Consider the following 21637-nt stretch of genomic DNA (forward strand, 5'->3'; position numbering starts at 1 on the left):
TATTAGGCACATGGCAAAAACAACAAAGTATTAATTGTTACTTTTGCAGTATGATATCTGATAAAGAAAAACAGTTTTTACAATATTGGGAGGCAAACCGGGAGGCTGAAAGTACTGTTGTCAGTAAATTACTGAGAGGTTTTCCAATGGCAGCCATGTTTGGCCTGCCTATTATCCTGTTGGTAGTGGTTATTAAACTTTTCTTTCCAGATTGGTATATGAAGATATCTCAAACATCACCCGGGATGTTTATCACTGCTATTATTGCGATGATACTGGTAATAATATTTTATGCCATTTTCCGAATGCATTATAAGTGGGAGATGAACGAACAGTTGTACCAGGAAATTAAGGCAAAGCAACGTAGAGAAGAGAAAGTAGGCTAGATACCATATTTCCTTTTAATATCTCTGTCGGTATCTCTTTCTTTGATCGTTTCTCTTTTGTCGTATATCTTTTTACCCTTACCAAGTCCGATCTCCATTTTTGCATATCCTTTATCACTGATAAATATGCGTAAAGGAATAATGGAATATCCTTTCTCTTTTGTTTTGGTCTCCAGCTTTCTTAACTCTCTTTTGGTAAGCAACAACTTTCTTTCCTGCAAAGGTTCATGATTATTGTATGTGCCAAAATTATATTCTGAGATATGTAAACTCTTAACGTATAGTTCTCCTTTATCAAAATAACAATAGCTATCGTTAAAGCTGGCTTTACCGCTTCTCAGGCTTTTTATTTCAGTGCCTGCCAATACGAGGCCTGCAATATATTTTGCCTCAAAAAAATATTCATGATATGCTTTACGATTACTTATTTCCATTGTACAAAAATAAAAACAGCAGTATCATACAAATATGAAACTGCTGTAACAAAGTTATGTGTGGTATTTAGTTTTTAAATAGTACCAACAAGTTTCCTAATTTGTCTTTCAAGTCTTTACGTGACACTATAAAATCTAAAAATCCATGTTCTAATAAAAATTCACTGCGTTGAAATCCTTCGGGCAGATCTCTCTTTATTGTTTCTTTAATTACCCTTGGTCCGGCAAAGCCTATCAATGCACCCGGTTCGCCACAAATAATGTCTCCCAACATGGCGAAGGAAGCTGTTGTGCCACCAAAAGTAGGATCTGTACAAAGAGAGATATAAGGGATCTTTGCATCGGCCAGTTGCGATAGTTTTCCTGATGTTTTTGCTAACTGCATTAAAGAGAAAGCGCTTTCCATCATTCTGGCTCCACCACTTTTATTGATGATCATAAAAGGGATATTATGAGCTAAACAGTAATCGCATGCACGACTGATCTTTTCTCCCATTACACTACCTAAACTTCCCCCGATAAATTCAAAATCCATACAAGCTACCACCAGGTCATTGCCGTTCACTTTGCCATGTGCTACTGTAATTGAATCGTGGATATTCGTTTTTGCGTAAGTTTCTTCCAGTCTTTTATTGTAAGGTTTCAGATCTACAAAGCCCAGGTAATCTTTCGAAACAACATTGGCAAACAATTCGGTAAACTCATTGTTGTCAAAAATTATTTCAAAATATTCGCCGCTTCCAATACGGTGATGATATTCACACTTAGGACAAACAAAATAATTTTCTCTTAATTCGCTAACGGTGCAGGTAAGCTTACAAGAGGGGCACATTGTCCAGATTCCTTCCGGTGCATCTGCCTTGTCTTTTGTAGGTGTAAGAATCCCTTTTTTTATACGTTTGAACCAGCTTTGTTTTGTTTCCTCAGAGCTGCCATCTTCTCCCGAAAGGTTTACTTCAAAGTCTTCGTCTTTTCTCATTTTTTATTAATTAAAAATTATTAGTTATTAATTTTCAATTATTAACTATGCGTTGCGGTTAATACAGTTTAAATCTACAAAAGCTTCTTCTAATCTTTTGCTGAAACTTTCTTCGCCTTTACGTAACCATACACGAGGATCGTAATGTTTTTTGTTTGGACTATCCGGTCCTTCAGGGTTCCCTAACTGACCTTGAAGATATGCTTCATTCTTCTTATAATTTTCTAAAATTCCTTCCCAGAAAGCCCATTGCAGATCGGTATCTATATTCATTTTAATAGCACCGTATCCAATTGCTTCTCTGATCTGATTTTGAGGAGAACCGCTACCGCCGTGGAATACAAAGTATACTGGTTTAGGACCTGTTTTCAATTCTTTTTCGATGTATACCTGGCTATTGTGTAATATGATAGGAGTTAACTGAACATTTCCAGATTTGTATACACCATGTACATTACCAAATGCTGCAGCAACGGTAAACATATTGCCTACTTTGCTCAATTCTTTGTAAGAATAAGCAACGTGTTCTGGTTGAGTATATAATTTTTCATTATCGATATCGCTGTTATCAACACCATCTTCTTCACCACCGGTTACTCCTAATTCAATTTCGATGCTCATACCTAATGGAGCCATACGTTTGTAGAATTCTACAGAAGTTGCAATATTTTCTTCAAGTGGCTCTTCACTCAGATCCAACATATGTGAACTGAATAAAGGTTGTCCTTTTTCTTTATAAAATTTTTCTCCGGCATCTATCAATCCGCTAACCCATGGCAACCATTTTTTTGCCGCATGATCTGTATGTAATACCACCGGTACGCCATACGCCTTAGCCACATTATGTATATGTAATGCACCGGAAATACCACCTAAGATATTAGCCTGTAAATTATCGTTTTTCATTCCTTTCCCGGCTATGAACTGAGCCCCGCCATTTGAAAATTGAATGATAACAGGCGAATTAACTTTGGCTGCTGTTTCCAATACTGCATTGATTGTATTAGTACCGATCGTGTTTACTGCCGGTAATGCAAACTGATTATTTTTGGCATCATTGTATAAAGCTTCTAATTCTTTTCCAAATAAAACGCCTGCGCTGTATTTACTCATAATAGTTTAATTTTTTGCAAAAATAAGATAATTGATGCTTATTTCAATTTTACTACAACAATGCCCGGATACAGGTCGGTATTGACAAGGGCCGCATTTTTACACAAAGTACTTGTCAGAAAGTTTTCTTTTTCAAGCTCTCTGGTGTACGAGAACAGATAATAATCAATTCCAAATTCTTTGATAGCGGCCTCTATATCTGCTGTTGAAAAACTTCCTCTTGAATAATTGTAAAACTGATTTTTAGCGATCACACTCGCCATTAATAAAAGCGTGTATTGCTCCGGGTTGAGGTGATTACTCATTATTTTTCCTTTTACATTACCTTTTTTTAAACTGTTTGCAATGGCATATGCTTCTTTACCATTGTACACATTGTTTTTTAATGACAGCAAAGGGTAAATAATAAAGCTGGCAACAAATACTGCTGTTACAAATATTTTTTGAAGAGAAGAGAAGCGAAAACGGCCGAATGCTGCTGTTATTAAATAGCTTCCCATGATCAGAGACAGTATACTTAGTATCCAGATAAATCTTGTTTCGAGATGGAATAAGAAATACCCGGCAGGCATCAGTATTGATGTGATAGCACAAACAAAAATATTTTCAGGTATTTTTATCACACTGGTTTTTGATAGCCATAGAAATAGAACGGCTGCAATGATTGCGATACTCAGAAAAGATATCTCTGAAAAAAATGGTATCGATGAAATGATGTTGAGAAAAAATAATTTTATCTGTAAGAAAATAGTTGATGCAGAAGAGAAGGGAGAGAAGTGTTGCATAAATGGGAGCCAGGGGTCATCCCAACTGTTGTATGCATCCGGATAAGGAGGACCCAATAAGAGCTTAGTGTATTCAGTGCCGGGATGTAAATGCAGATAGGCATTATATTTACCGGCATTGGAATAAGTGAGGTAATGATATTTTTTTGATAAAGCATATATCCACGGTGATATCAACGTAAAGAATGTGATAAAACCGATGAATAGATTTTGTACATATCTTTTTGCTTTATTTATATCAATTGATCTTTTGTAGTAATAAAAATTAATGATGGTAAAATGTGCCAGAAAGAAAGGGAAAAAATATGCTTTTGATAAATATGCAAATACAGCAATTACTGCACAAATAAATTGCCGTTTGTTATTGGTGAAAAAATCATTGGAACATACTTGAATGAGATAGAGTGTAAAAAGTAACAACAATAAGAAATCGGCGCATAACTCATAGAAACAGTAAGATAAAAAAACTGGCACACAGGTATATATTATAACTGCTTTCAAATGGTCTGTAATAGAGAATTTTTTTAAAAGATACCAGGTACTTATCAGCAACAATAATCCGGTGAATCCGTTCACATATTTAAACCCAAGAATCGGATCGATACCTAATTTGATCAAAGGAACAACTAACCATGAACTTAGCGGGCTCCAAAGGCCATTGATGCTTTTAAAGAAATTGCCAGAAGCCACTCTTTCGGCTACGGCGGAATACCCAATACTATCCTGGTCAAAAACAAAACGGTAAAGAGGGAAGAGTAGAATGAAAAAAATGGCAAATGCCAACAATGCTATTGGCAAGGCATTAGTGACCATTTTTTTTCTCATTATTTACAGTTTGGTTTAATCAAAAATAACACTTCTGTAATATTAATAACAAGATGAGCTATTTGATTGGATGTCGCAGAAAAGAAAAGCCCACATTTTTAAATGTGGGCTTTGATCTTTCGAACCAAAGGTCAAATGGTTCTTTTTTTCGTTAATAGGTTGCTACTAGTTTAAAATAGTGGCTTTTAGGATTTGGGTCTTTGGGTTTTTCTAAGGATGTATAATTTTACAATATGTTGACTTTATAGGATTTTTAAAATAGAAGTTGACTGATATTGGAATTTTATAGCTATTCAAGTGATTGAATTTTTGCTATCAGTTTTTTTAAGGATTTTTGGATATTTGATTGATATGTTATCAATCAACTTCTAACACAAAGATAAATTGCTATCGCATTGTAGCCTAGAGCGTTATTGCTCTTTTTTCATCACTCGGTAAATACTGCGCCAATCGTATTTATTCAATCGTAAAATTACGTTATCAAAAGTAGGGGCATAAAAAAACACCTTATGGTCTAGTATAAAGTGTTTTTTAATTGTTGTATGTTTTGATCTAGCTAAAGCGAAATAAAAAGAAGTTGACTGATATTGGAATATTTATAGCTTTTCAAACTATTGGATTTTACTATCAGGTTTTTTCAGGATTTTTGGATATATGATTGATACTCTTTCTAAAACTTATCAATCAACTTCTAACACAAAGATAGATCGCTGAGGTATGAGAGACAAGAGCGTTATTGCTCTTTTTTTATCACTCGGTAAATACCGCACCACTCGTATTTATTCAATAGTAAAACTACGTTAGTAAAAAAGTAGGGGCATAAAAAAACACCTTATGGTCTAGTATAAAGTGTTTTTTAGTTTTTGTATGTTTTGATTCTAGCTAAAGCGAAATAAAAAGAAGTTGACTGATATTGGAATTTAATTGGTGATTCGTTGGATTAAGGATTTTAATTAAGCTATTTGGTTTTTTCAGGATTCTGGATTTCTGATTGATACTCTTTCTAAAACTTATCAATCAACTTCTAACACAAAGATATGGTCGATTATAATGGTAGGGAAGAGCAAAACTGCCCTTTCTTTTTGGTTCAGAATTCCTCACACGACTCGTAGTAATCCGGCATTTTAGCAGATAACTTATGTATATATTACTATCGTAAAAATACTATACAACTTGGCTGAAAAACTTGCTAATCAAAACAAAAACTGCTGTAAATAGCTTATTTACAGCAGTTTAAGTAAGTAGTAAAATAACGACGCTGTTATTTCGTCAAACTTTGTATAATGTCATATTTGGTAAGAATATGAAAAACACCGGTTTCGTCTTTGCTTAATACAGCACCATTTTCTCTGGTGATAAAACTGCTGATACGTTCAACAGGCGTATCAAAAGCCACTTCCGGATAGGCTTTTTCAATTACTGATGCCACCGATTGTGTTTTGATATTTGGGTTATTCAAAATTTTATCAAATAAACCGCTTTCTGAAACAGCGCCAAGCATTGTGCCGTTTTCCATTACAGGGATATTTTCAATGTCATATTTTTTCATCAGCTCAATTGCTTCTGAAACGGTTTGCGAAGGTTTCATCGTAATTATTTTTTGTGTTCCACCTCTTGCACTGATAAGGTCTTTAAATGTTTTTACTTCTAAAAAACCTCTTTCCATCATCCACTGGTCGTTGTATATCTTAGCAACATACCTGCTTCCGTGATCATGAAAAATACAAACAACCACATCGCCTTCTTTTAGTTCATTTTTTAATTGCATTAATCCCTGTAAACAACTGCCTGCACTGTAGCCACAAAACATTCCTTCTTCTTTAGCAATACGACGGGCCATTATTGCGCCATCTTTATCAGTTACTTTTTCAAACCGGTCAATGTATTGCATATCATAATTGGCCGGCACAAAATCTTCACCAAATCCTTCGCTGATATATGGGTACACTTCTTTTTGATCCAACTCACCGGTATCAAAATATTTTTTTAGTAAAGAACCGTAGCTATCAATAGCCCACACTTTTATATTGGGATTTTTTTCTTTCAGATATTTCCCTGTCCCAATGATGGTGCCGCCTGTACCTGTAGCAACTACCAGGTGCGTTATTTTCCCTTCGGTCTGCTCCCATATTTCAGGACCGGTCTGTTCATAATGCGCCTCTCTGTTAGCCAGGTTATCATATTGATTTACGTACCAGCTGTTCGGCACTTCGGTAGCCAATCTTTTACTTACTGAATAATAACTACGAGGGTCTTCCGGTTCAACGTTAGTAGGACAAACAATTACTTCGGCACCAATGGCTTTCAGTATATCCGCTTTTTCTTTTGATTGTTTATCAGTAGTAGTGAAAATACATTTGTATCCTTTGATACATGCAGCAAGCGCCAGCCCCATACCTGTGTTGCCGCTGGTACCTTCAATGATGGTACCGCCGGGTTTTATCTTTCCTTCTTTTTCTGCAACCTCCAGCATTTTTACAGCCATGCGGTCTTTGATACTGTTGCCCGGATTGAAATATTCTACCTTAGCCAGTACCGTACATGGTAATGATTTAGTGATCTTATTTAATTTAATAAGCGGTGTATGACCGATCGTTTCTAAAATATTATTGAGCCACATACGTTATGATTTATTGTAAAGGTAATTATTTTAATCGGCGCCCTGTTGCTTGCTTTAGTATATAAAATTGTTTTACACAGGGTGTTGGTAAGGGATATATCACTGCAATTTGCCTTAAAGAAATATATATCTTAGTAAAGTAAAAATATTTTAACAGCACATAACCTTAACTATGCAGCAGAAATTTTTTTATACATTATTTTTTTCTTTCCTCATTTTTTTCAGTAAGGCACAAACTATTCAGACCATTGATTCTATCGGTGTATCACTTAGAGGACTAAGTGTGGTGAATGATAAAGTTATTTGGGTTAGTGGTAGTATGGGGGCTGTGGGGCGTTCTGTTGATAGCGGCAATACCTGGAAATGGTATACGGTGGAAGGCTTTGAAAAAAATGATTTCAGGGATATCGAAGCGTTTGATGAGACCTCTGCTGTAATTATGGGGACAGGCGAACCTGCGTATATATTACGGACGGCTGATGGTGGCGAAACATGGAAAGTTGTGTTTGAAGACAATACTAAAGGAATGTTTTTAGATGCGATGGAATTCTGGAATGAGAACAGCGGGATAGTAGTGGGTGATCCGATCGATGGTAAATTTTTTGTTGGCCGTACTTTCGATGGCGGGTTTACATGGCGGGGTATACCGCCGGAAAATTATCCGCCTGCAGAACAAGGTGAAGTGTGCTTTGCTGCAAGTGGCACCAATGTAAGGAAGTTAGGTAATGCCGAGGCGGTGTTTGTGAGTGGAGGAAAGACCTCCAGTATTTTTATAAGAGATAAAATAATTGAACTGCCTTTTGAAAAAGATAAAGAAACGGCAGGCGCTAATTCTGTAGCAGTAAAAAATAAAAAAATAATGGCGGTAGTGGGTGGTGATTTTATGGTGCCTGATTCTACTACTAAGAATTGTTTTATTACAAAAGACGCTGGTAATAAATGGGTGGCGCCTAAAATACCTCCGCATGGATATCGCAGTTGTATTGAGTATATCGACAATAAAAAATGGATTAGCTGCGGATTGAATGGTGTTGATTATAGTATAGACGAAGGTGTTACCTGGAAATGGATCAGCAAAGAGGGGTATAATGTTTGTCGCAAGTCAGCCAATGGCAATACAGTTTTTTTAGCAGGAGATGGAATAATTGGGAAGCTGGTGTATTGATCGGCTTAACAGGTTACCTATTACAGAAGTTCTCTTATGAGTTTATTTAATTCCTCTGCATTGTTCAATGTCATAAAATGCCCGGCATTATTTATTTTAAAATCACAGTGTATAAAACGAACAGGCAGAAGCCTGTCTGCCGTTCCGTGAATATGGATCAAATTTTTTAGTTTGGTTTTATTTTTCCAACGAACTACTTTATCTATTGCCCAGTTTAAAAAAACGGGATCGGTGTCTCTCAAAATTATTTTCAATAGGTGCTTATCAAAAGATCCGATAGCACCAAAAAACCAATTCGCTATGAAATTAGGTTTCTTTAAAATGGAAGTGGGTAAAAGAGTATGGATTTTAAGTTGCCCTGCCACACGATAATAATAAGGGATCTCTTTTTTTGTTTTTGCAGAAGCGATCACAATAACTTTTTCTGTATCAATTTGTTTAGCCACTTCAATGGCCATCATACCGCCAAATGAAAGTCCGATCAATATTGGTTTGGTAGTTTTTATCTGGCTTAGAAGTCTTGTTGCATAATTTTCTATTGATTCGTTTTTTTGAGGAGTGATCCATTTAATAAAAGTAACGGACAGTCCGGCGAAGTCGAGCTTTTGAAAAACTCTTTCGTCTGCACCGAGTCCGCTGAATATGTAAATATGGTTATTCAAAAGTTTGATACGTTTGGGTTTCTTGAATTTTACTTTCTCCACAGTTGCTGGTCGCTGACCAGCAACATCCGCTTCAATAAAAGTTCAATAAAGATATATAGTACAAGAGTGCGACGCCTATGAAGTTGAATAGTAGCAGCAAAGCTTGTTACCAAAATATCACCATGGTGAAGCCATCAAATTATTTCTTGAACATAAAAAATACAGCACCGATCAAAAGGGCAAAGCTCACTAAGTATTTCCAATGAAAAGGTTCTTTTAAGTAGAATACGGCAAATACAGAAAATACGATGAGGGTGATGACCTCCTGCGTAATTTTTAACTGAAAGCCATTGATGCCGTTAGTATATCCAAACCGGTTGGCCGGTACCATTAAGCAGTATTCGAAAAAAGCGATGCCCCAGCTGATGGCAATGGCTTTCCATAAGGGTATACCGGTGTCTTTTAAATGTCCGTACCAGGCAAAGGTCATGAATACGTTTGAAAAGGTTAGTAGTAGGATCGTTCTCAGCATGCTATGTATTTTTCTATATGTAAAATTAAGATTAATACTATCCAAATATCGTTAAATGAATTACAAGAAAATTATTTTGGCATGGTTTTGGAAATTACATTAAACAAAATACTATAGCTTTACATTCTCGAAATCTTACATTATATGACTTTTGAAAATTTTCCTTCAGCAGCACCTGCACCAATTCCCGAAAAGCCTAAAGACAATAAGTCGAACTGGCGTACTATTTTAATGTCCGCTTTAGTGATCGCATTACTGGCTACGTGGGGCTATATCATTTGGGATAAAAGCAAGACAAAAGAAGTGATTGAACAAAAAGACGCCAAGTATGCCGGTGTATTATCTGAAAAAGATACGTTGCAAAGTTTGTTGGATGAAGCAACAGTGAGGTATGATCTGATAAAAACGATCAATGTAAAAAAAGACAGTACTATTTCGGTTAGGGATAAAGAGATCGCTGCTAAGAAACAACAGATACAGGTTTTATTGGCGAATGCAAATGGTGATAAAAATAAATTGGCGGAGGCAAGAAAATTAATTGCTTCGCTGAATGATGATATTGCAGATTATAAATCGCAGGTAGAAGTATTGAAGGGGGAGAAGATAAAATTGACGGAGGAGAAAGAAAAAGTGACGGAGGAGAAAAATAAAGTGATGCAGGATCTCGAGTCAACAAAAACTATCGTAAAAGAAAAAGAAGATATCATTGATATCGGTTCGACGCTACATGCGTCGCATTTTAATATAGTAGGGATCAATGAAAAAAGAAGCGGTAAAGAAGTTGCAACCAATACAGCAAAACGTGTAGACAAATTCCGTGTTTCTTTTGACATTGATGAGAACAGGATAGCGACATCGGGCATAAAAGATATTTTTATTGCTATTACCAGTCCTGATGGGAAAGTGGTGGTAGATGCCAATAACCCGATCAAATTTATTGACAGAAGCGGTGATGAAAAAATATGTACTAAATTAATTTCTTTGAGTTATACTCAAGGGCAACGTCAGCCTCTAAGCTTTGACTGGAAAGCAGCCGATTTCACCACCGGCGACTATAAAATTGAAGTATACAATAACGGATTTAAAATCGGCGAGGGCGTTTATCACCTTAAAAAAGGCGGACTGTTTAGTTAATTATAAAATGGCCCTGATGGAAGCTCTGCCTACATGCACTGTTCTTGCAGAGCCGGGTTTGCGTCCATCGTATTGAATACTGAGTTCGATATTTCCTCCAAGGCGTTTGGTATATTCTATATTCCACAAATAATTTTTGCCGGGAAGTAATCCATCTAACATTATATATCCTACTGTAGAGTTAGGAGAGCCTCCGGTTGCGTAGGTAAAATTGATACGGTCATAACTAAGGCGGCCATTGATCGTACTGCTGGATAAAACGTTGTACTTGATTTCGGTGCTTAAGGAATTGTTGATTGTTTTTTCATTAAAGCCCGTTGTATTCTTCTTGCTTTTTACATTATAACTTACACTTACTCTTAGTTTTGTTTGGTAGATATAACTTACTGAAGGCTCTGCAGACATTTCTTCTACGTCATAATTTCTGTTTCCAAATTTTGGGGTAAATAAACTATTGATACCCGAACGCAACAATAATTTTGTGGTGATATTTTTATTGATGGCATACCTTGATTTGATGCTGAGGTTACGTAGTTTTCTTGTCTCTATGCCATAGGTTAGCAGGCTCTTGCTGTTGTTTGAACTGTGTGTAAGATCAAGTCCCCACTTAGCATTGGTACGGTTAAAGAATAGCGTGTTTGATAAGAAGGAGCTGAGCGTAAGTAAAGTAGTGTCCACTAATTTTTTTGTAAATGGATCAAACAAAAATTTCCCGGTTGAAATTTCTTTTTTATTTATCTGCAGCGCAGAGGAGGAACTGAATTTTGATAAGAGTTTTTTAAATTGATTTGTGGTGTTTTTTTCTATCAGCGCTCTCGGTGTCAGGTCGATGGTATAATTGAATTGCAGGTAATTTGCTTTTACGTATTGATTGGTAGGTGTATTTACACGTATGTATTTTCTTTGGTCGGGGAAAAGTGCTATTTCAAATTCGTTTAGTTGAGCAATGCCGTCGGCGTTATAATCGTTCCAGGTGTATTCACCCTGCCCTGCAGGAACTTCTACAAAAGTGAATTCTCTTTTTTGTTCTTGTCCTGCACCTACTTCGTATAATACATTGCCGATGATCAACCCTTTAAATTCATTGATATAATATTCTGCTCTGCCTAAAATGCTTTCGTCATTTTTTTGAGTGGTGAGTGCCGGGTTTTGAATAGTTAATTTTCGGTAAGTAAAATTAAATTTGAATTGATGTCTGTCACTTTTTAATAATTCAGAGGATATAGTGAAATTGTCGCTCTTATCGGCCTGGCGTAGTTTTTTTGATTGTGGGTAAAGATCTGTTCTTGTGAAATAACTAAGACTCCATTTATTTAATTTCTCCACATTTGATTTAAGATAAGCCTGCCATATCGTAAAGGCATAACTCAATGGAGATAATGTATCGGTTGATTTCTCCAGTAGTTTATTGTATTCTGCAGAATAGTTAGCACCGATTTGCAGATTATTCAGTTTTTTAATTTGCTTATTGATATCGATCGTTGGTCGTAAGTAAACACCCTTTAGTAAGGGGTTATTTGTATTGGTTATGCTTATTGCATCAGTAATATTCCAGCCATTGAAAGCAGAATGGTGATTTAATTTTTGTTGTACCCCGTTATATTTATCACTACGATTATAGGTAGTGACAGTATATTTGAACATATTGCCATTACTGTCGATCAATGAAATGCCAGCATTAATGATACTTTCATCTGCCGGAGTAATAGAGTAGGGCAAGCTCCAGTCACGGTTGAACTCTACATTTCTGAGTCGCTCTAATGGCTTAAAGGTTTTTTGTACATACTCATAACCAACTATTGATTGCAGTTTCAGTTTTCGGTTAAACAATTTTACTTTTTTATCATCATTGATATATTGCAGTTTAGCGGCAACGCCATCATCATTGCCTTTATCTTTATCAGAAAAAAGATTAATATCATATTTACTGACAGCAAATTCTGATTTTATTCTGGAGTTGTTCTTAAGGGTGTATTCTGCTCCTACTGTTACTAGTTGTTGTTTTTTAGGAGATGCCAGTAACATGACCGGAGCCCAGTCTCCTTGCTTTTCATTATTACTATTAGGGGAAACCCATCTGAATACTTTACCGTTTACACCATTGTATTCCTGTATATAGTTACCTCTGCCGAATCCAAGGTTAGTAAAGGCTACACTATAAAGTGTATCTGAGGGATTAGATGAAAAGATAAAAATGGAATCATGTTGTGTTGTATTATAAACAGTATCAATTTTTTTGTACAAGATCTTTTCAATTGAAAAGCTGTCCCTTACGGCATCCATATAAAAGGCAGTGTCAATACCATCTCCAACATTTGCCAGGAAAGCTTTTTGTTTGCTGTCCAAAGTTTGATTGATAGAAGAGTTTTTGGCATCCTGATTGGAGAATGCACCAATGCTTACCAGTAAACGGTTGTTAAAAGTGATCTCATCATTCACATAAATATTAGAGTTTAAATAATTTCGATCTGCATATTCAAACTCTACCTGTAACCGTTTGTCTTTAGTGATCATTCGTTTAGGTGTAAACGTGAGTTCGGCGGTATTGTAGTTGATCACATAATCCTGATCCTCTCCTCGTTGTAATAATTCGCCATCCATGAACACTCTTTCCGTTCCTGCCAATATAGTAAAGAATAATTCGTTGTTTGCTCCCTGTAAGCGGTAGGGCCCCTGGTTTCCTTCGGTTGGAGTGATCACATTTCTGTTGAATTTTCCTTTAGCTACAGAGCCGCTTATAAGAAAGGAATTGTTTATATTTTTATTTATGCGATTTTCTGTTAAGAAAGAAGCTCCCTGTAAACGTTTGTAAAAATTAAGGAAATAATTTTTGCTTTGTCTGAGGTCAATGTCGCCAAAATTAGCCTGCCATTTTCTTTTTTTGATCTGCAGGAAAATTTTGTCAAAATCATTTAAGCTTTGAGTATTGCCATCGGGTTGTATCGGGATATTGTTGTCGGTGATAGCAGCTGTTAATTCAAGACTGTCGCCGATAAATCCATTCAACTGTAAGTTTAAGCTTGAGTTTACTACAGCATCCTGACTGTTACCGAAAGAGATCCCTCTTCCGAAACTACCGTTGTAATTGATACCGCCAAAGTTGAACAGTGTATTGGTTTGTTTACTGTTATAACTGTATTTAAAAGGCTTTTCTGCAATAAAATTATTGCGGATACTATCATAATTAAGGTGATAAGCTACCGCATTCAATTTATATGGGAAAGCCCGGTAAGTAATGAGAACGCTGTCTTCAAAAGGCTTATTTATCCAGGAGATACTGGCATTTACCGCATCAATATGATATGAAGAAGCAGGCACATTATTGATGCTGATAGTATTGGGGATAATGCTGGCAGTATCGATCTGAACGATGCTGCTTTTAGTGCTGATATATTTGCTTCTCAGGTTTGAGCCGGGGGGCACAGGTTTTTGTGCATTAGCGAAATGCATGGTGAAGAAAAAAAAGAAGCAAAAATATAGGGGAAGAAATTTCAAATTTTACGTTTAAAATTATATCGATAAAGTTAATACTTATTGTTTAAGACGCTGTCAAACAGCCATTTGCTGCAATAAAAAATGCCTTCGATTACGAAGGCATCTGTTATTTAACAAAATAAAATATTATTCTTCCGTTGATAAACCTGCTTTCAGATATTCTCTGTTCAATCTTGCGATATTAGATACGGAAATACCTTTAGGACACTCTGCTTCACAAGCGTAGGTGTTGGTACAGTTACCAAATCCTTCTTTATCCATTTGTGCTACCATGTTCAATACACGGCTTTCTCTTTCAGGTTGTCCTTGAGGTAATAAAGCCAATTGAGAAACTTTAGCACTTACAAACAACATTGCACTACTGTTTTTGCAGGTAGCTACACAGGCGCCACAACCAATACATGCTGCTGCCATGAAGGCTGCGTCTGCATCTTTTTTATCGATAGGTAGAGCATTAGCATCTTGTGCATTACCGGTATTTACAGAGATATAACCACCTGCCTGAATAATTCTGTCAAAAGCTGTTCTGTCAACAACCAGATCTTTTATTACGGGGAAGGCTTTACTACGCCATGGTTCAACCACGATGGTATCACCATCTTTAAATGCTCTCATATGTAACTGACAGGTTGTATTCTCTGTCCAGGGGCCATGAGCTCTGCCATCGATGTACATACTGCACATGCCGCAGATGCCTTCACGACAATCATGATCAAATGCGATGGCATCTTTTCCTTCGCTGATCAGTTGTTCATTCAATACATCAAACATTTCCAGAAAGGACATTTCACTTGAAATATCTTTTACCTGGTAAGTTTCAAAACTACCCTGACTGTTGGCGTTTTTTTGTTTCCACACTTTAAGTGTGAGGTTCATATTGTAATGTTCCATATAATTGAATTGCTAAATTGTTATTATATTTTTTTATAGTTACTATACTCAAAAGGTCGCCATCCAAATGCTTCCTGAATAAAGTATAAGATCCTATGTTTTAAATTTTTAAAATTCTTATTCTTTACATCAATATCAAAGTTCCAGTTTTCTTTAGCTACCAACTCTCTCATCACGGCAGGATGCGTTTCTTTAAACAATCGTACAGAATCTATTTTTGAATAATCAAACTGTACCTCTTTTCTTTCAGTATCGGTTTTTACTGTATTTCCGGCTTCCCCTGCCCACAGCTTACCAAAATCTTCTGTCTTTTTATTCATCGTTACAGGATTTCGAACCCATCCGTAATGATAAATATAGGCATCAATGAGCTTTACCTGCAGCTTCCGGTTATCTTCCCATCTGAATCCCTGTGCATCAAGATAACTTTTGATCTTTTTATTGTTTCTTATTATCCTGATCTCTTTGCTGTACCATCTTCTCCCATCTCCAATGTACTTATAGCTTCCATAAAAATGATGATAGTTAAAAAGTAATCCTTCTACTTTTGCATCATCTTTATATTGATTCATTGCAGTTGTTATAGTACCATAATATTTTTCATGTACCACTTCATCTGCCTGTATGTAAAAGAGCCAATCACTGTTGGAGGCAGTAGCTGCAATAGCTTTATCTGTTTCAGCAGCCAATACTTTTCCGCCTTCTCTTAATCTGTCATCCCAAACGGAATGAATGATCTTTATTTTGTCTGAACCTATGGTAGCGATCAGGTTGTTGGTGTCATCTTCTGAATCTCCCAAAACAACTATCATTTCATCTACAACAGGTAATATTGATGTTATCGATTCCACCACCGGGTAGCCATATTTAATGGCATTCTTTACAAAGGTGAAACCGGAAACTTTCATACGTTTATTTATAAGAACGTTGTGATGGTTTTACAATTTCAAAAGTCAATGGCTCCTTATTTAGTTCCCAATTACTTTCGCCTTTGTATTCCCATGCTGATACATAGCTGAAGTTGTCATCATCACGTTTTGCTTCGCCTTCCTCTGTTTGAGACTCTTCTCTGAAGTGTCCGCCGCAGCTTTCTCTTCTGTCTAACGCATCTTTACACATCAATTCACCCAATTCGATAAAATCAGCCACTCTGCCTGCTTTATCCAGTTCCGGATTCATTTCATTTATATCTCCCGGAATTCTTACATCACTCCAGAATTCTTTTTTTAATGCCTGTATTTCAGCAATTGCTTGTTTTAACCCTTCTTCATTACGAGCCATTCCACATTTGTCCCACATGATCTTACCCAGGCGTTTATGGAAGCTTTCAACAGATTTGGTACCCTTGATATTCATGAGCGTATTAATTCTGTCGCTTACAGCTTTTTCTGTTTCAACAAAAGCCGGATGATCGGTAGGGATGCTGGCAGTACGAATGTCGTCTGCTAAGTAGTTACCTAAAGTGTAAGGAATTACAAAGTAACCATCTGCCAATCCTTGCATCAAAGCACTTGCACCCAATCTGTTTGCACCATGGTCACTAAAATTAGCCTCACCTAATGCATATAAACCAGGTACAGTAGTTTGCAGCTCATAATCAACCCATAAGCCACCCATGGTATAATGCACGGCAGGGTAGATCCTCATCGGCATTTCATATGGATCTTCACCAGTGATCTTAGCATACATATCAAACAGGTTGCCGTATTTTTCTTTTACAACTTCCTTGCCTAGTTTAATAATAGTTTGTTCGTCAACGTTAGTGTCTCCTTGTTTTCCTGCTTCAATTTTTCCGTAACGGATAATTGCTGCAGCAAAATCTAGGTAAACAGCCTGTTTGCTACTTCCTACGCCGTAACCGGCATCACATCTTTCTTTAGCCGCACGGCTTGCCACATCTCTTGGAACAAGATTTCCAAAAGCTGGATATCTTCTTTCCAGGTAATAATCTCTTTCTTCTTCAGGAATGTCTACAGCTTTTCTGTTGTCGTTTTGTTTTTTTGGCACCCAGATACGTCCATCATTTCTCAGTGATTCACTCATCAGGGTTAATTTGCTCTGATGGTCTCCACTAACAGGGATACAGGTAGGATGTATTTGTGTAAAACATGGGTTTCCGAAGAAAGCTCCTTTTTTGTGCGCTTTCCATGCAGCAGTAACATTACTACCCATCGCATTGGTGCTTAGGTAGAATACGTTTCCATAACCACCGGTACATAATAGTACCGCATGTCCGAAATGGCGTTCTAATTTTCCTGTAACCAGGTCTCTTGCGATAATACCTCTTGCTTTACCATCCACCATCACCACATCTAACATTTCGTGGCGGCTGTATTGTGTTACGGTTCCTAAAGCAACTTGTCTTTCCAAAGCACTGTAGGCACCTAATAATAATTGTTGTCCTGTTTGGCCGGCAGCGTAAAAAGTACGTTGTACCTGCGTACCACCAAAGCTACGGTTACTTAATAAACCGCCATATTCTCTTGCAAATGGCACACCTTGTGCAACACACTGGTCAATAATATTAGCACTTACTTCTGCTAAACGATGTACGTTGGCTTCCCTGGCTCTGTAATCTCCACCTTTTACAGTATCATAAAATAAGCGGAAAACACTATCGCCATCATTTTGATAATTTTTTGCAGCATTGATACCACCCTGTGCAGCAATACTGTGTGCACGACGTGGGCTATCCTGAAAACAAAATGTTTTTACTTTATATCCCATTTCTCCCAAAGCGGCAGCAGCAGAGGATCCGGCTAAACCGGTACCTACTATGATCACTTCAAGCTTACGCTTATTTGCAGGGTTTACAAGCTTTACATGTCCTTTGTAATCTTCCCACTTTGCACTCATTTCGCCATGAGGAATTTTTGAATCGAAAGCCATATCGTTAAGTAATTAAGAATTATTAATTAAGGGTTAAGATTTTTGTCTGAATCGTTATTGTATTACATCCAAAAACATCAGTATCGGCATCAATGCAAACAACAAACAAACAATGATTGAGTAAACAATTCCGATATTTTTAATGATTGGGGTATAACGTTTGTGATTGATGCCAAAAGTCTGGAAAGCACTGCCGAAGCCATGATACAGATGCCAGAACAAAGAAATAACACCAGCTACATATAACACTACCCAGTACCAAACACTAAATACTTCTTTGATCTTTTCGTAAGAGTTTTCATTATCCTCTCCGAAATAAATATCTTGTTTAGTATGTACCCAAAAATGCGAAAGGTGCATGATCAGGAATAATAAAAGGAGTGTGCCCAATATTCCCATGCTGCGGCTGTACCATTTACTGTTCTTGTTAGCATCGCTAACAGAATATTTGATTGGACGGGCAGCACTGTTTTGCTGCCACAATAACAGGCCTTGAATAATATGTAAGATCAAACCGGCAAACAAACCAATTTCCATGATTCGTACTACCCAATTATGGCTCATAAAATGAGCGGCGGTATTAAAAGTTTCGCCACCATCATTTACGAAGATGCAGGAGTTAACGCCTACATGCACAATTAAAAAAGTTATCAAAAAAAGTCCGGTAAGGCCCATTACGAATTTCTTGCCTATCGAAGAAGTTAAAAACTGTTTCCAGGTCATATAGCAGAAGTTATAATAAATAAGATTATGCAAAAATACGTTAGTAACAGTCAAAAAAAACCTTTGACGAATGTTTTTATGCAAACGATACCAACATTTATAAACATTTTAATTTAATCTAATAGTTTAAGCATCCAATTATCTATCTGTTGAAACACAATATCGGGCTTTAATGTTCGCCATTGAGGGAACTCTATCAATGATACATAATTGGTTAGCCGGGCTTTTTTAAAATCGTATTGTGTTTGTTCAGGCATATCCATCACTACGATCCAGCCGCCTGTATCCAATACCTGCTCTCTCCATTCCTCATAATAACTGTCATCGCTGCTGTGAAAATTCAATACGTTTTCAGCAATCAGTATAAATTTATTGATACCATTAGCAAATAGTTGGTCGGTCACATCTCTCCGCATGGTCATGATGTCATTTTCAATTGCATCATTCCATTCTCCCAGCAATTCTATAATGGCAAATTGCTGTTCATAATCAGCAAATAAGATCTTCATGTACAAAGTTCTGCTGCCGAAATCATCCCATTGAGGATGGATGTAATAATTGTAAACAGTTTGCGAAAATTCAAATTCGCTGTAGGTGCGTCCATAAAAGGGTGAGCGGAAATCTTCTTCGGCTGTGTAGAGGTGTCGCCAATTATAGTAAGGTTCTATATCCTGCATTGTATATTAACAATGATCTCTTCACCATTGTTGCATAGGAAGATCATCAACCGCAAAATTAAATCATACCTGCCAGAAATATCATAAATAATTATTGTAAAAAAGAAGGCTGCACAGATGTGCAGCCTTTGCTTATTAACCCATATAATATTTTAGTTGGCAATTATTTTTTCTGAAACAATTAATTTTTTGTTGGCATCAGTAACTTTTACAAAATAAAAGCCTTTGAGGGGTTTTTTATTTAATGCAATAGTTTTGGTCTGATCTCCTTTACCAACAATTACTCTGACAGACTGAATCAATTTGCCGGATAGATCCGTGAACAGCACATTATAAGCACCTTCTTTCTGGTTGATAAAACTTACATTAAAAGTAGTACCTAAAACCGGGTTAGGAAATACCTTAGATAATTTGCTATCTACTATGCAACCTCCGGGAAGTATACCGGCTTTGGCATCATCGTATTTCTTTTGAGATAAAAATTTATTGTTTGCCAGGTCAGATGCATTAAATGTTTTTTCAGTGCTTTCAATTTTCACGGCTTTCAGGTCATTTATATTTACTGTGTACAAACCATCATACACATTAGCGGTACTTACAACTAAGTTGCCGTCATTATCAACAACAGCACCATTAGTAGTGTAGTATTCAGGCAAGCCGGTGATAGTGCCGGTAAATGCAGCTGTTTTGTTATTTACATCAATAGTAAAAACATTGTGTCTTGCTGTAACTACTACTAATTTTCCAAAAGCATCGGCAACCATATCTCCACCCCATGCGCTTAGTTTGTCATGAAATGATATTGCATTCTCTGCAGCGTCAGTTACTTGTCCTAAGTCTTCTACCACAGGATTTTTATCCGTTGTAAAACGAATCAGGTGCTTAGCATCATTCGTTAATGCATAGCCGTAACCGTCAGCACCAAAAACCATTCTGGTAATATGATTTTCTTCTGTTTGGTAATTTGAAGTAGACGTAGTTGGTATAATAGATTTTTTTACGACAGTAAAATTGGCATCTCTAGAAGAAAGATCAAGATAGTAGATGTCGGAAAAATGCATGGGAGCAAAATACAGCCTGTTGTGTCTTGCGTCAAATGCACAAGCCGCAACTCCATAAGCAGTAGGGTTTACTTTTATTGATGCATCTGTTTTATTGATAAAAGATGTAGTAAACTTTGTTTTATCTGCTTCAAACAATGTTTTTACCACTTTTCCTGTAGAAACATCAATTTGTTTAATATCTGCCCAGAAATACTTATTATCTGTTTTTCCTGTGATGGCATAAGCCGTATTCTGCTGTTGTGCAGAGGCCATAAGGGATGCCGAAACAAGTGTTGCGGAGAGTAAAAGTTTGCATTTCATATGAGTATATTTTATTTAAGTGAATAAAATTGTATCGTAAATTACATTATTGACTTGTAAAAAACAAGAAATTTTTATGAAAGAGAAATATACTAAAATCAAATAGAACTAATTGTAAACCAGTTGTTTCGGAATTATTTACTTTGAATGATACCTTATTAAGCCATCCATCGGACGTTTGATCACCTGCCCCAACTGTAGTTCATATGCGGCACACATTTCTTTTAACACATCTCTGAAACCGTAAGCAACACTGCCTACAAAATTTATAGGCATTTTCCAGCTTTCGCTGTATTTATATACATGGTGAAAGAAAAAATCATTGAAAGCATCTTCAATAATATTCTCTATCATGTAGTGTCCCCTGTTTTCCACTAAAAAGGAGGTAAAGGTTGCCAGGTAACGATTGGGGAGTGGTTTTTTATACACCGCATCTAAAATTTCGATATCTGTTGTATTGAACTTAGCATTAAATCTGTCCATCAAATCGGCATCAAATGTTTTGTACAAATAGTATTGAACCACTTTTTTACCCAGATAAGCGCCACTGCCTTCATCTCCTAAAATGAAGCCAAGCCCCGGGCTGTTCTTAACAATCGTCTTTCCATTATAGTAGCAGGAATTTGAGCCGGTGCCCAATATGCAGGCAATTCCTTTTTTGTCACCACATAGAGCTTTGGCGGCTCCTAACAGATCGTGGTCTACTTTTATGGTTGCTTTCCCAAATGTATTTTTAATGGCTTGCTGAACGTGTTTTTTATTAGCCGGGTTGCTGCATCCAGTTCCATAAAAAAATATAGTATCCGGCTGTATGTTTTTCATCTTAGGTTTTAGCTCAGTTTCCAGGATATCCTGTATTTGACGGGAGCTAAGAAAGTACGGGCTAAGCCCTTGTGTAATAAAGGTTTTTTTTGTTTTACCATTCAATAAACACCATTCTGCTTTTGTTGATCCGCTATCGGCAATTAATATAATACTCAT

18 protein-coding genes are annotated in these 21637 nt (G+C 36.6%); 3 read left to right on the plus strand and 15 right to left on the minus strand.

The annotated features are described in order from the left end of the window. Positions 1 to 50: 50 nt before the first annotated feature. Complete coding sequence (locus tag LK994_RS08895) at positions 51 to 386, plus strand: hypothetical protein (RefSeq protein WP_229759726.1); 336 nt, start codon at positions 51 to 53, stop codon at positions 384 to 386. Here the strand turns inward: LK994_RS08895 and smpB are convergent. The 5 genes from smpB to LK994_RS08920 form a co-directional block, all read right to left on the minus strand. Next, positions 383 to 820, minus strand: a complete 438-nt coding sequence (gene smpB, locus LK994_RS08900) for an SsrA-binding protein SmpB (protein WP_229759727.1) — start codon at positions 818 to 820, stop codon at positions 383 to 385. The two genes, LK994_RS08895 and smpB, sit on opposite strands and share 4 nt — an antisense overlap. A 67-nt stretch (positions 821 to 887) precedes the next feature. After that, positions 888 to 1799, minus strand: coding sequence for an acetyl-CoA carboxylase, carboxyltransferase subunit beta (gene accD, locus LK994_RS08905; protein ID WP_229759728.1), 912 nt, complete (start codon positions 1797 to 1799; stop codon positions 888 to 890). 45 nt (positions 1800 to 1844) lie between these two features. Then, the gene (fbaA, locus tag LK994_RS08910; protein WP_229759729.1) at positions 1845 to 2912 is read right to left on the minus strand and encodes a class II fructose-bisphosphate aldolase; all 1068 of its coding nucleotides are present in this window, start codon (positions 2910 to 2912) and stop codon (positions 1845 to 1847) included. A 38-nt stretch (positions 2913 to 2950) separates the two neighbouring features. Then, on the minus strand, positions 2951 to 4522 hold the full coding sequence (locus LK994_RS08915) for a hypothetical protein (RefSeq protein WP_229759730.1): 1572 nt from the start codon (positions 4520 to 4522) through the stop codon (positions 2951 to 2953). Between the two features lie 1261 nt (positions 4523 to 5783). Continuing rightward, the gene (locus LK994_RS08920) at positions 5784 to 7142 is read right to left on the minus strand and encodes a pyridoxal-phosphate dependent enzyme (protein WP_229759731.1); all 1359 of its coding nucleotides are present in this window, start codon (positions 7140 to 7142) and stop codon (positions 5784 to 5786) included. A 172-nt stretch (positions 7143 to 7314) separates the two neighbouring features. Between LK994_RS08920 and LK994_RS08925 the strand changes: the two genes are divergently transcribed. Then, a complete protein-coding gene (locus LK994_RS08925) occupies positions 7315 to 8307 on the plus strand; it encodes a WD40/YVTN/BNR-like repeat-containing protein (RefSeq protein WP_229759732.1) in 993 nt (330 codons plus the stop codon). A 20-nt stretch (positions 8308 to 8327) separates the two neighbouring features. Here the strand turns inward: LK994_RS08925 and LK994_RS08930 are convergent, their stop codons facing one another. Together LK994_RS08930 and LK994_RS08935 are read right to left on the minus strand one after the other, a co-directional pair. Then, the gene (locus tag LK994_RS08930; protein WP_229759733.1) at positions 8328 to 8969 is read right to left on the minus strand and encodes an alpha/beta fold hydrolase; all 642 of its coding nucleotides are present in this window, start codon (positions 8967 to 8969) and stop codon (positions 8328 to 8330) included. 181 nt (positions 8970 to 9150) lie between these two features. Next, positions 9151 to 9483, minus strand: coding sequence for a DMT family protein (locus LK994_RS08935; RefSeq protein WP_229759734.1), 333 nt, complete (start codon positions 9481 to 9483; stop codon positions 9151 to 9153). A gap of 144 nt (positions 9484 to 9627) precedes the next feature. Here LK994_RS08935 and LK994_RS08940 point away from each other — a divergent pair, with 144 nt between their 5' ends. Further along, the gene (locus LK994_RS08940) at positions 9628 to 10617 is read left to right on the plus strand and encodes a hypothetical protein (protein WP_229759735.1); all 990 of its coding nucleotides are present in this window, start codon (positions 9628 to 9630) and stop codon (positions 10615 to 10617) included. Here LK994_RS08940 and LK994_RS08945 read toward each other — a convergent pair whose 3' ends face one another. The 8 genes from LK994_RS08945 to LK994_RS08980 all read right to left on the minus strand — a co-directional run bounded on the left by LK994_RS08945 (position 10618) and on the right by LK994_RS08980 (position 21637). Beyond that, positions 10618 to 14067, minus strand: a complete 3450-nt coding sequence (locus LK994_RS08945) for a hypothetical protein (protein WP_229759736.1) — start codon at positions 14065 to 14067, stop codon at positions 10618 to 10620. It abuts the gene before it with no gap. A 171-nt stretch (positions 14068 to 14238) separates the two neighbouring features. Beyond that, positions 14239 to 15003: a succinate dehydrogenase/fumarate reductase iron-sulfur subunit gene (locus LK994_RS08950; protein WP_229759737.1), complete on the minus strand. Its 765-nt coding sequence runs from the start codon at positions 15001 to 15003 to the stop codon at positions 14239 to 14241. A 23-nt stretch (positions 15004 to 15026) separates the two neighbouring features. Continuing rightward, entirely contained in the window at positions 15027 to 15911 is an 885-nt protein-coding gene (locus tag LK994_RS08955) for a glycosyltransferase family protein (protein ID WP_229759738.1), read from the minus strand. A 4-nt stretch (positions 15912 to 15915) separates the two neighbouring features. Continuing rightward, entirely contained in the window at positions 15916 to 17892 is a 1977-nt protein-coding gene (locus LK994_RS08960; RefSeq protein ID WP_229759739.1) for a fumarate reductase/succinate dehydrogenase flavoprotein subunit, read from the minus strand. A gap of 54 nt (positions 17893 to 17946) precedes the next feature. Then, a complete protein-coding gene (locus tag LK994_RS08965; RefSeq protein WP_229759740.1) occupies positions 17947 to 18615 on the minus strand; it encodes a succinate dehydrogenase cytochrome b subunit in 669 nt (222 codons plus the stop codon). Between the two features lie 113 nt (positions 18616 to 18728). Further along, positions 18729 to 19292, minus strand: a complete 564-nt coding sequence (locus tag LK994_RS08970; RefSeq protein ID WP_229759741.1) for a hypothetical protein — start codon at positions 19290 to 19292, stop codon at positions 18729 to 18731. Between the two features lie 152 nt (positions 19293 to 19444). Then, a complete protein-coding gene (locus LK994_RS08975; protein ID WP_229759742.1) occupies positions 19445 to 20656 on the minus strand; it encodes a T9SS type A sorting domain-containing protein in 1212 nt (403 codons plus the stop codon). Positions 20657 to 20794: 138 nt separating this feature from the next. Beyond that, complete coding sequence (locus tag LK994_RS08980) at positions 20795 to 21637, minus strand: BadF/BadG/BcrA/BcrD ATPase family protein (RefSeq protein WP_229759743.1); 843 nt, start codon at positions 21635 to 21637, stop codon at positions 20795 to 20797.

Source organism: Ferruginibacter lapsinanis, from assembly GCF_020783315.1.
Classification (GTDB): Bacteria; Bacteroidota; Bacteroidia; order Chitinophagales; family Chitinophagaceae; genus Ferruginibacter; species Ferruginibacter lapsinanis.

Excerpts from the sequence above, each read along its gene's own strand:
- LK994_RS08895 (WP_229759726.1), top strand. The coding sequence starts at position 51 with ATGATATCTGATAAAGAAAAACAGTTTTTACAATATTGGGAGGCAAAC.
- LK994_RS08915 (WP_229759730.1), bottom strand. The coding sequence starts at position 4,522 with ATGAGAAAAAAAATGGTCACTAATGCCTTGCCAATAGCATTGTTGGCA.
- accD (WP_229759728.1), bottom strand. The coding sequence starts at position 1,799 with ATGAGAAAAGACGAAGACTTTGAAGTAAACCTTTCGGGAGAAGATGGC.
- LK994_RS08920 (WP_229759731.1), bottom strand. The coding sequence starts at position 7,142 with ATGTGGCTCAATAATATTTTAGAAACGATCGGTCATACACCGCTTATT.
- LK994_RS08965 (WP_229759740.1), bottom strand. The coding sequence starts at position 18,615 with ATGACCTGGAAACAGTTTTTAACTTCTTCGATAGGCAAGAAATTCGTA.
- LK994_RS08980 (WP_229759743.1), bottom strand. The coding sequence starts at position 21,637 with ATGAGTATTATATTAATTGCCGATAGCGGATCAACAAAAGCAGAATGG.
- LK994_RS08960 (WP_229759739.1), bottom strand. The coding sequence starts at position 17,892 with ATGGCTTTCGATTCAAAAATTCCTCATGGCGAAATGAGTGCAAAGTGG.
- LK994_RS08975 (WP_229759742.1), bottom strand. The coding sequence starts at position 20,656 with ATGAAATGCAAACTTTTACTCTCCGCAACACTTGTTTCGGCATCCCTT.
- smpB (WP_229759727.1), bottom strand. The coding sequence starts at position 820 with ATGGAAATAAGTAATCGTAAAGCATATCATGAATATTTTTTTGAGGCA.
- LK994_RS08950 (WP_229759737.1), bottom strand. The coding sequence starts at position 15,003 with ATGGAACATTACAATATGAACCTCACACTTAAAGTGTGGAAACAAAAA.
- LK994_RS08955 (WP_229759738.1), bottom strand. The coding sequence starts at position 15,911 with ATGAAAGTTTCCGGTTTCACCTTTGTAAAGAATGCCATTAAATATGGC.
- LK994_RS08940 (WP_229759735.1), top strand. The coding sequence starts at position 9,628 with ATGACTTTTGAAAATTTTCCTTCAGCAGCACCTGCACCAATTCCCGAA.
- LK994_RS08925 (WP_229759732.1), top strand. The coding sequence starts at position 7,315 with ATGCAGCAGAAATTTTTTTATACATTATTTTTTTCTTTCCTCATTTTT.
- fbaA (WP_229759729.1), bottom strand. The coding sequence starts at position 2,912 with ATGAGTAAATACAGCGCAGGCGTTTTATTTGGAAAAGAATTAGAAGCT.
- LK994_RS08945 (WP_229759736.1), bottom strand. The coding sequence starts at position 14,067 with ATGCATTTCGCTAATGCACAAAAACCTGTGCCCCCCGGCTCAAACCTG.
- LK994_RS08935 (WP_229759734.1), bottom strand. The coding sequence starts at position 9,483 with ATGCTGAGAACGATCCTACTACTAACCTTTTCAAACGTATTCATGACC.
- LK994_RS08970 (WP_229759741.1), bottom strand. The coding sequence starts at position 19,292 with ATGCAGGATATAGAACCTTACTATAATTGGCGACACCTCTACACAGCC.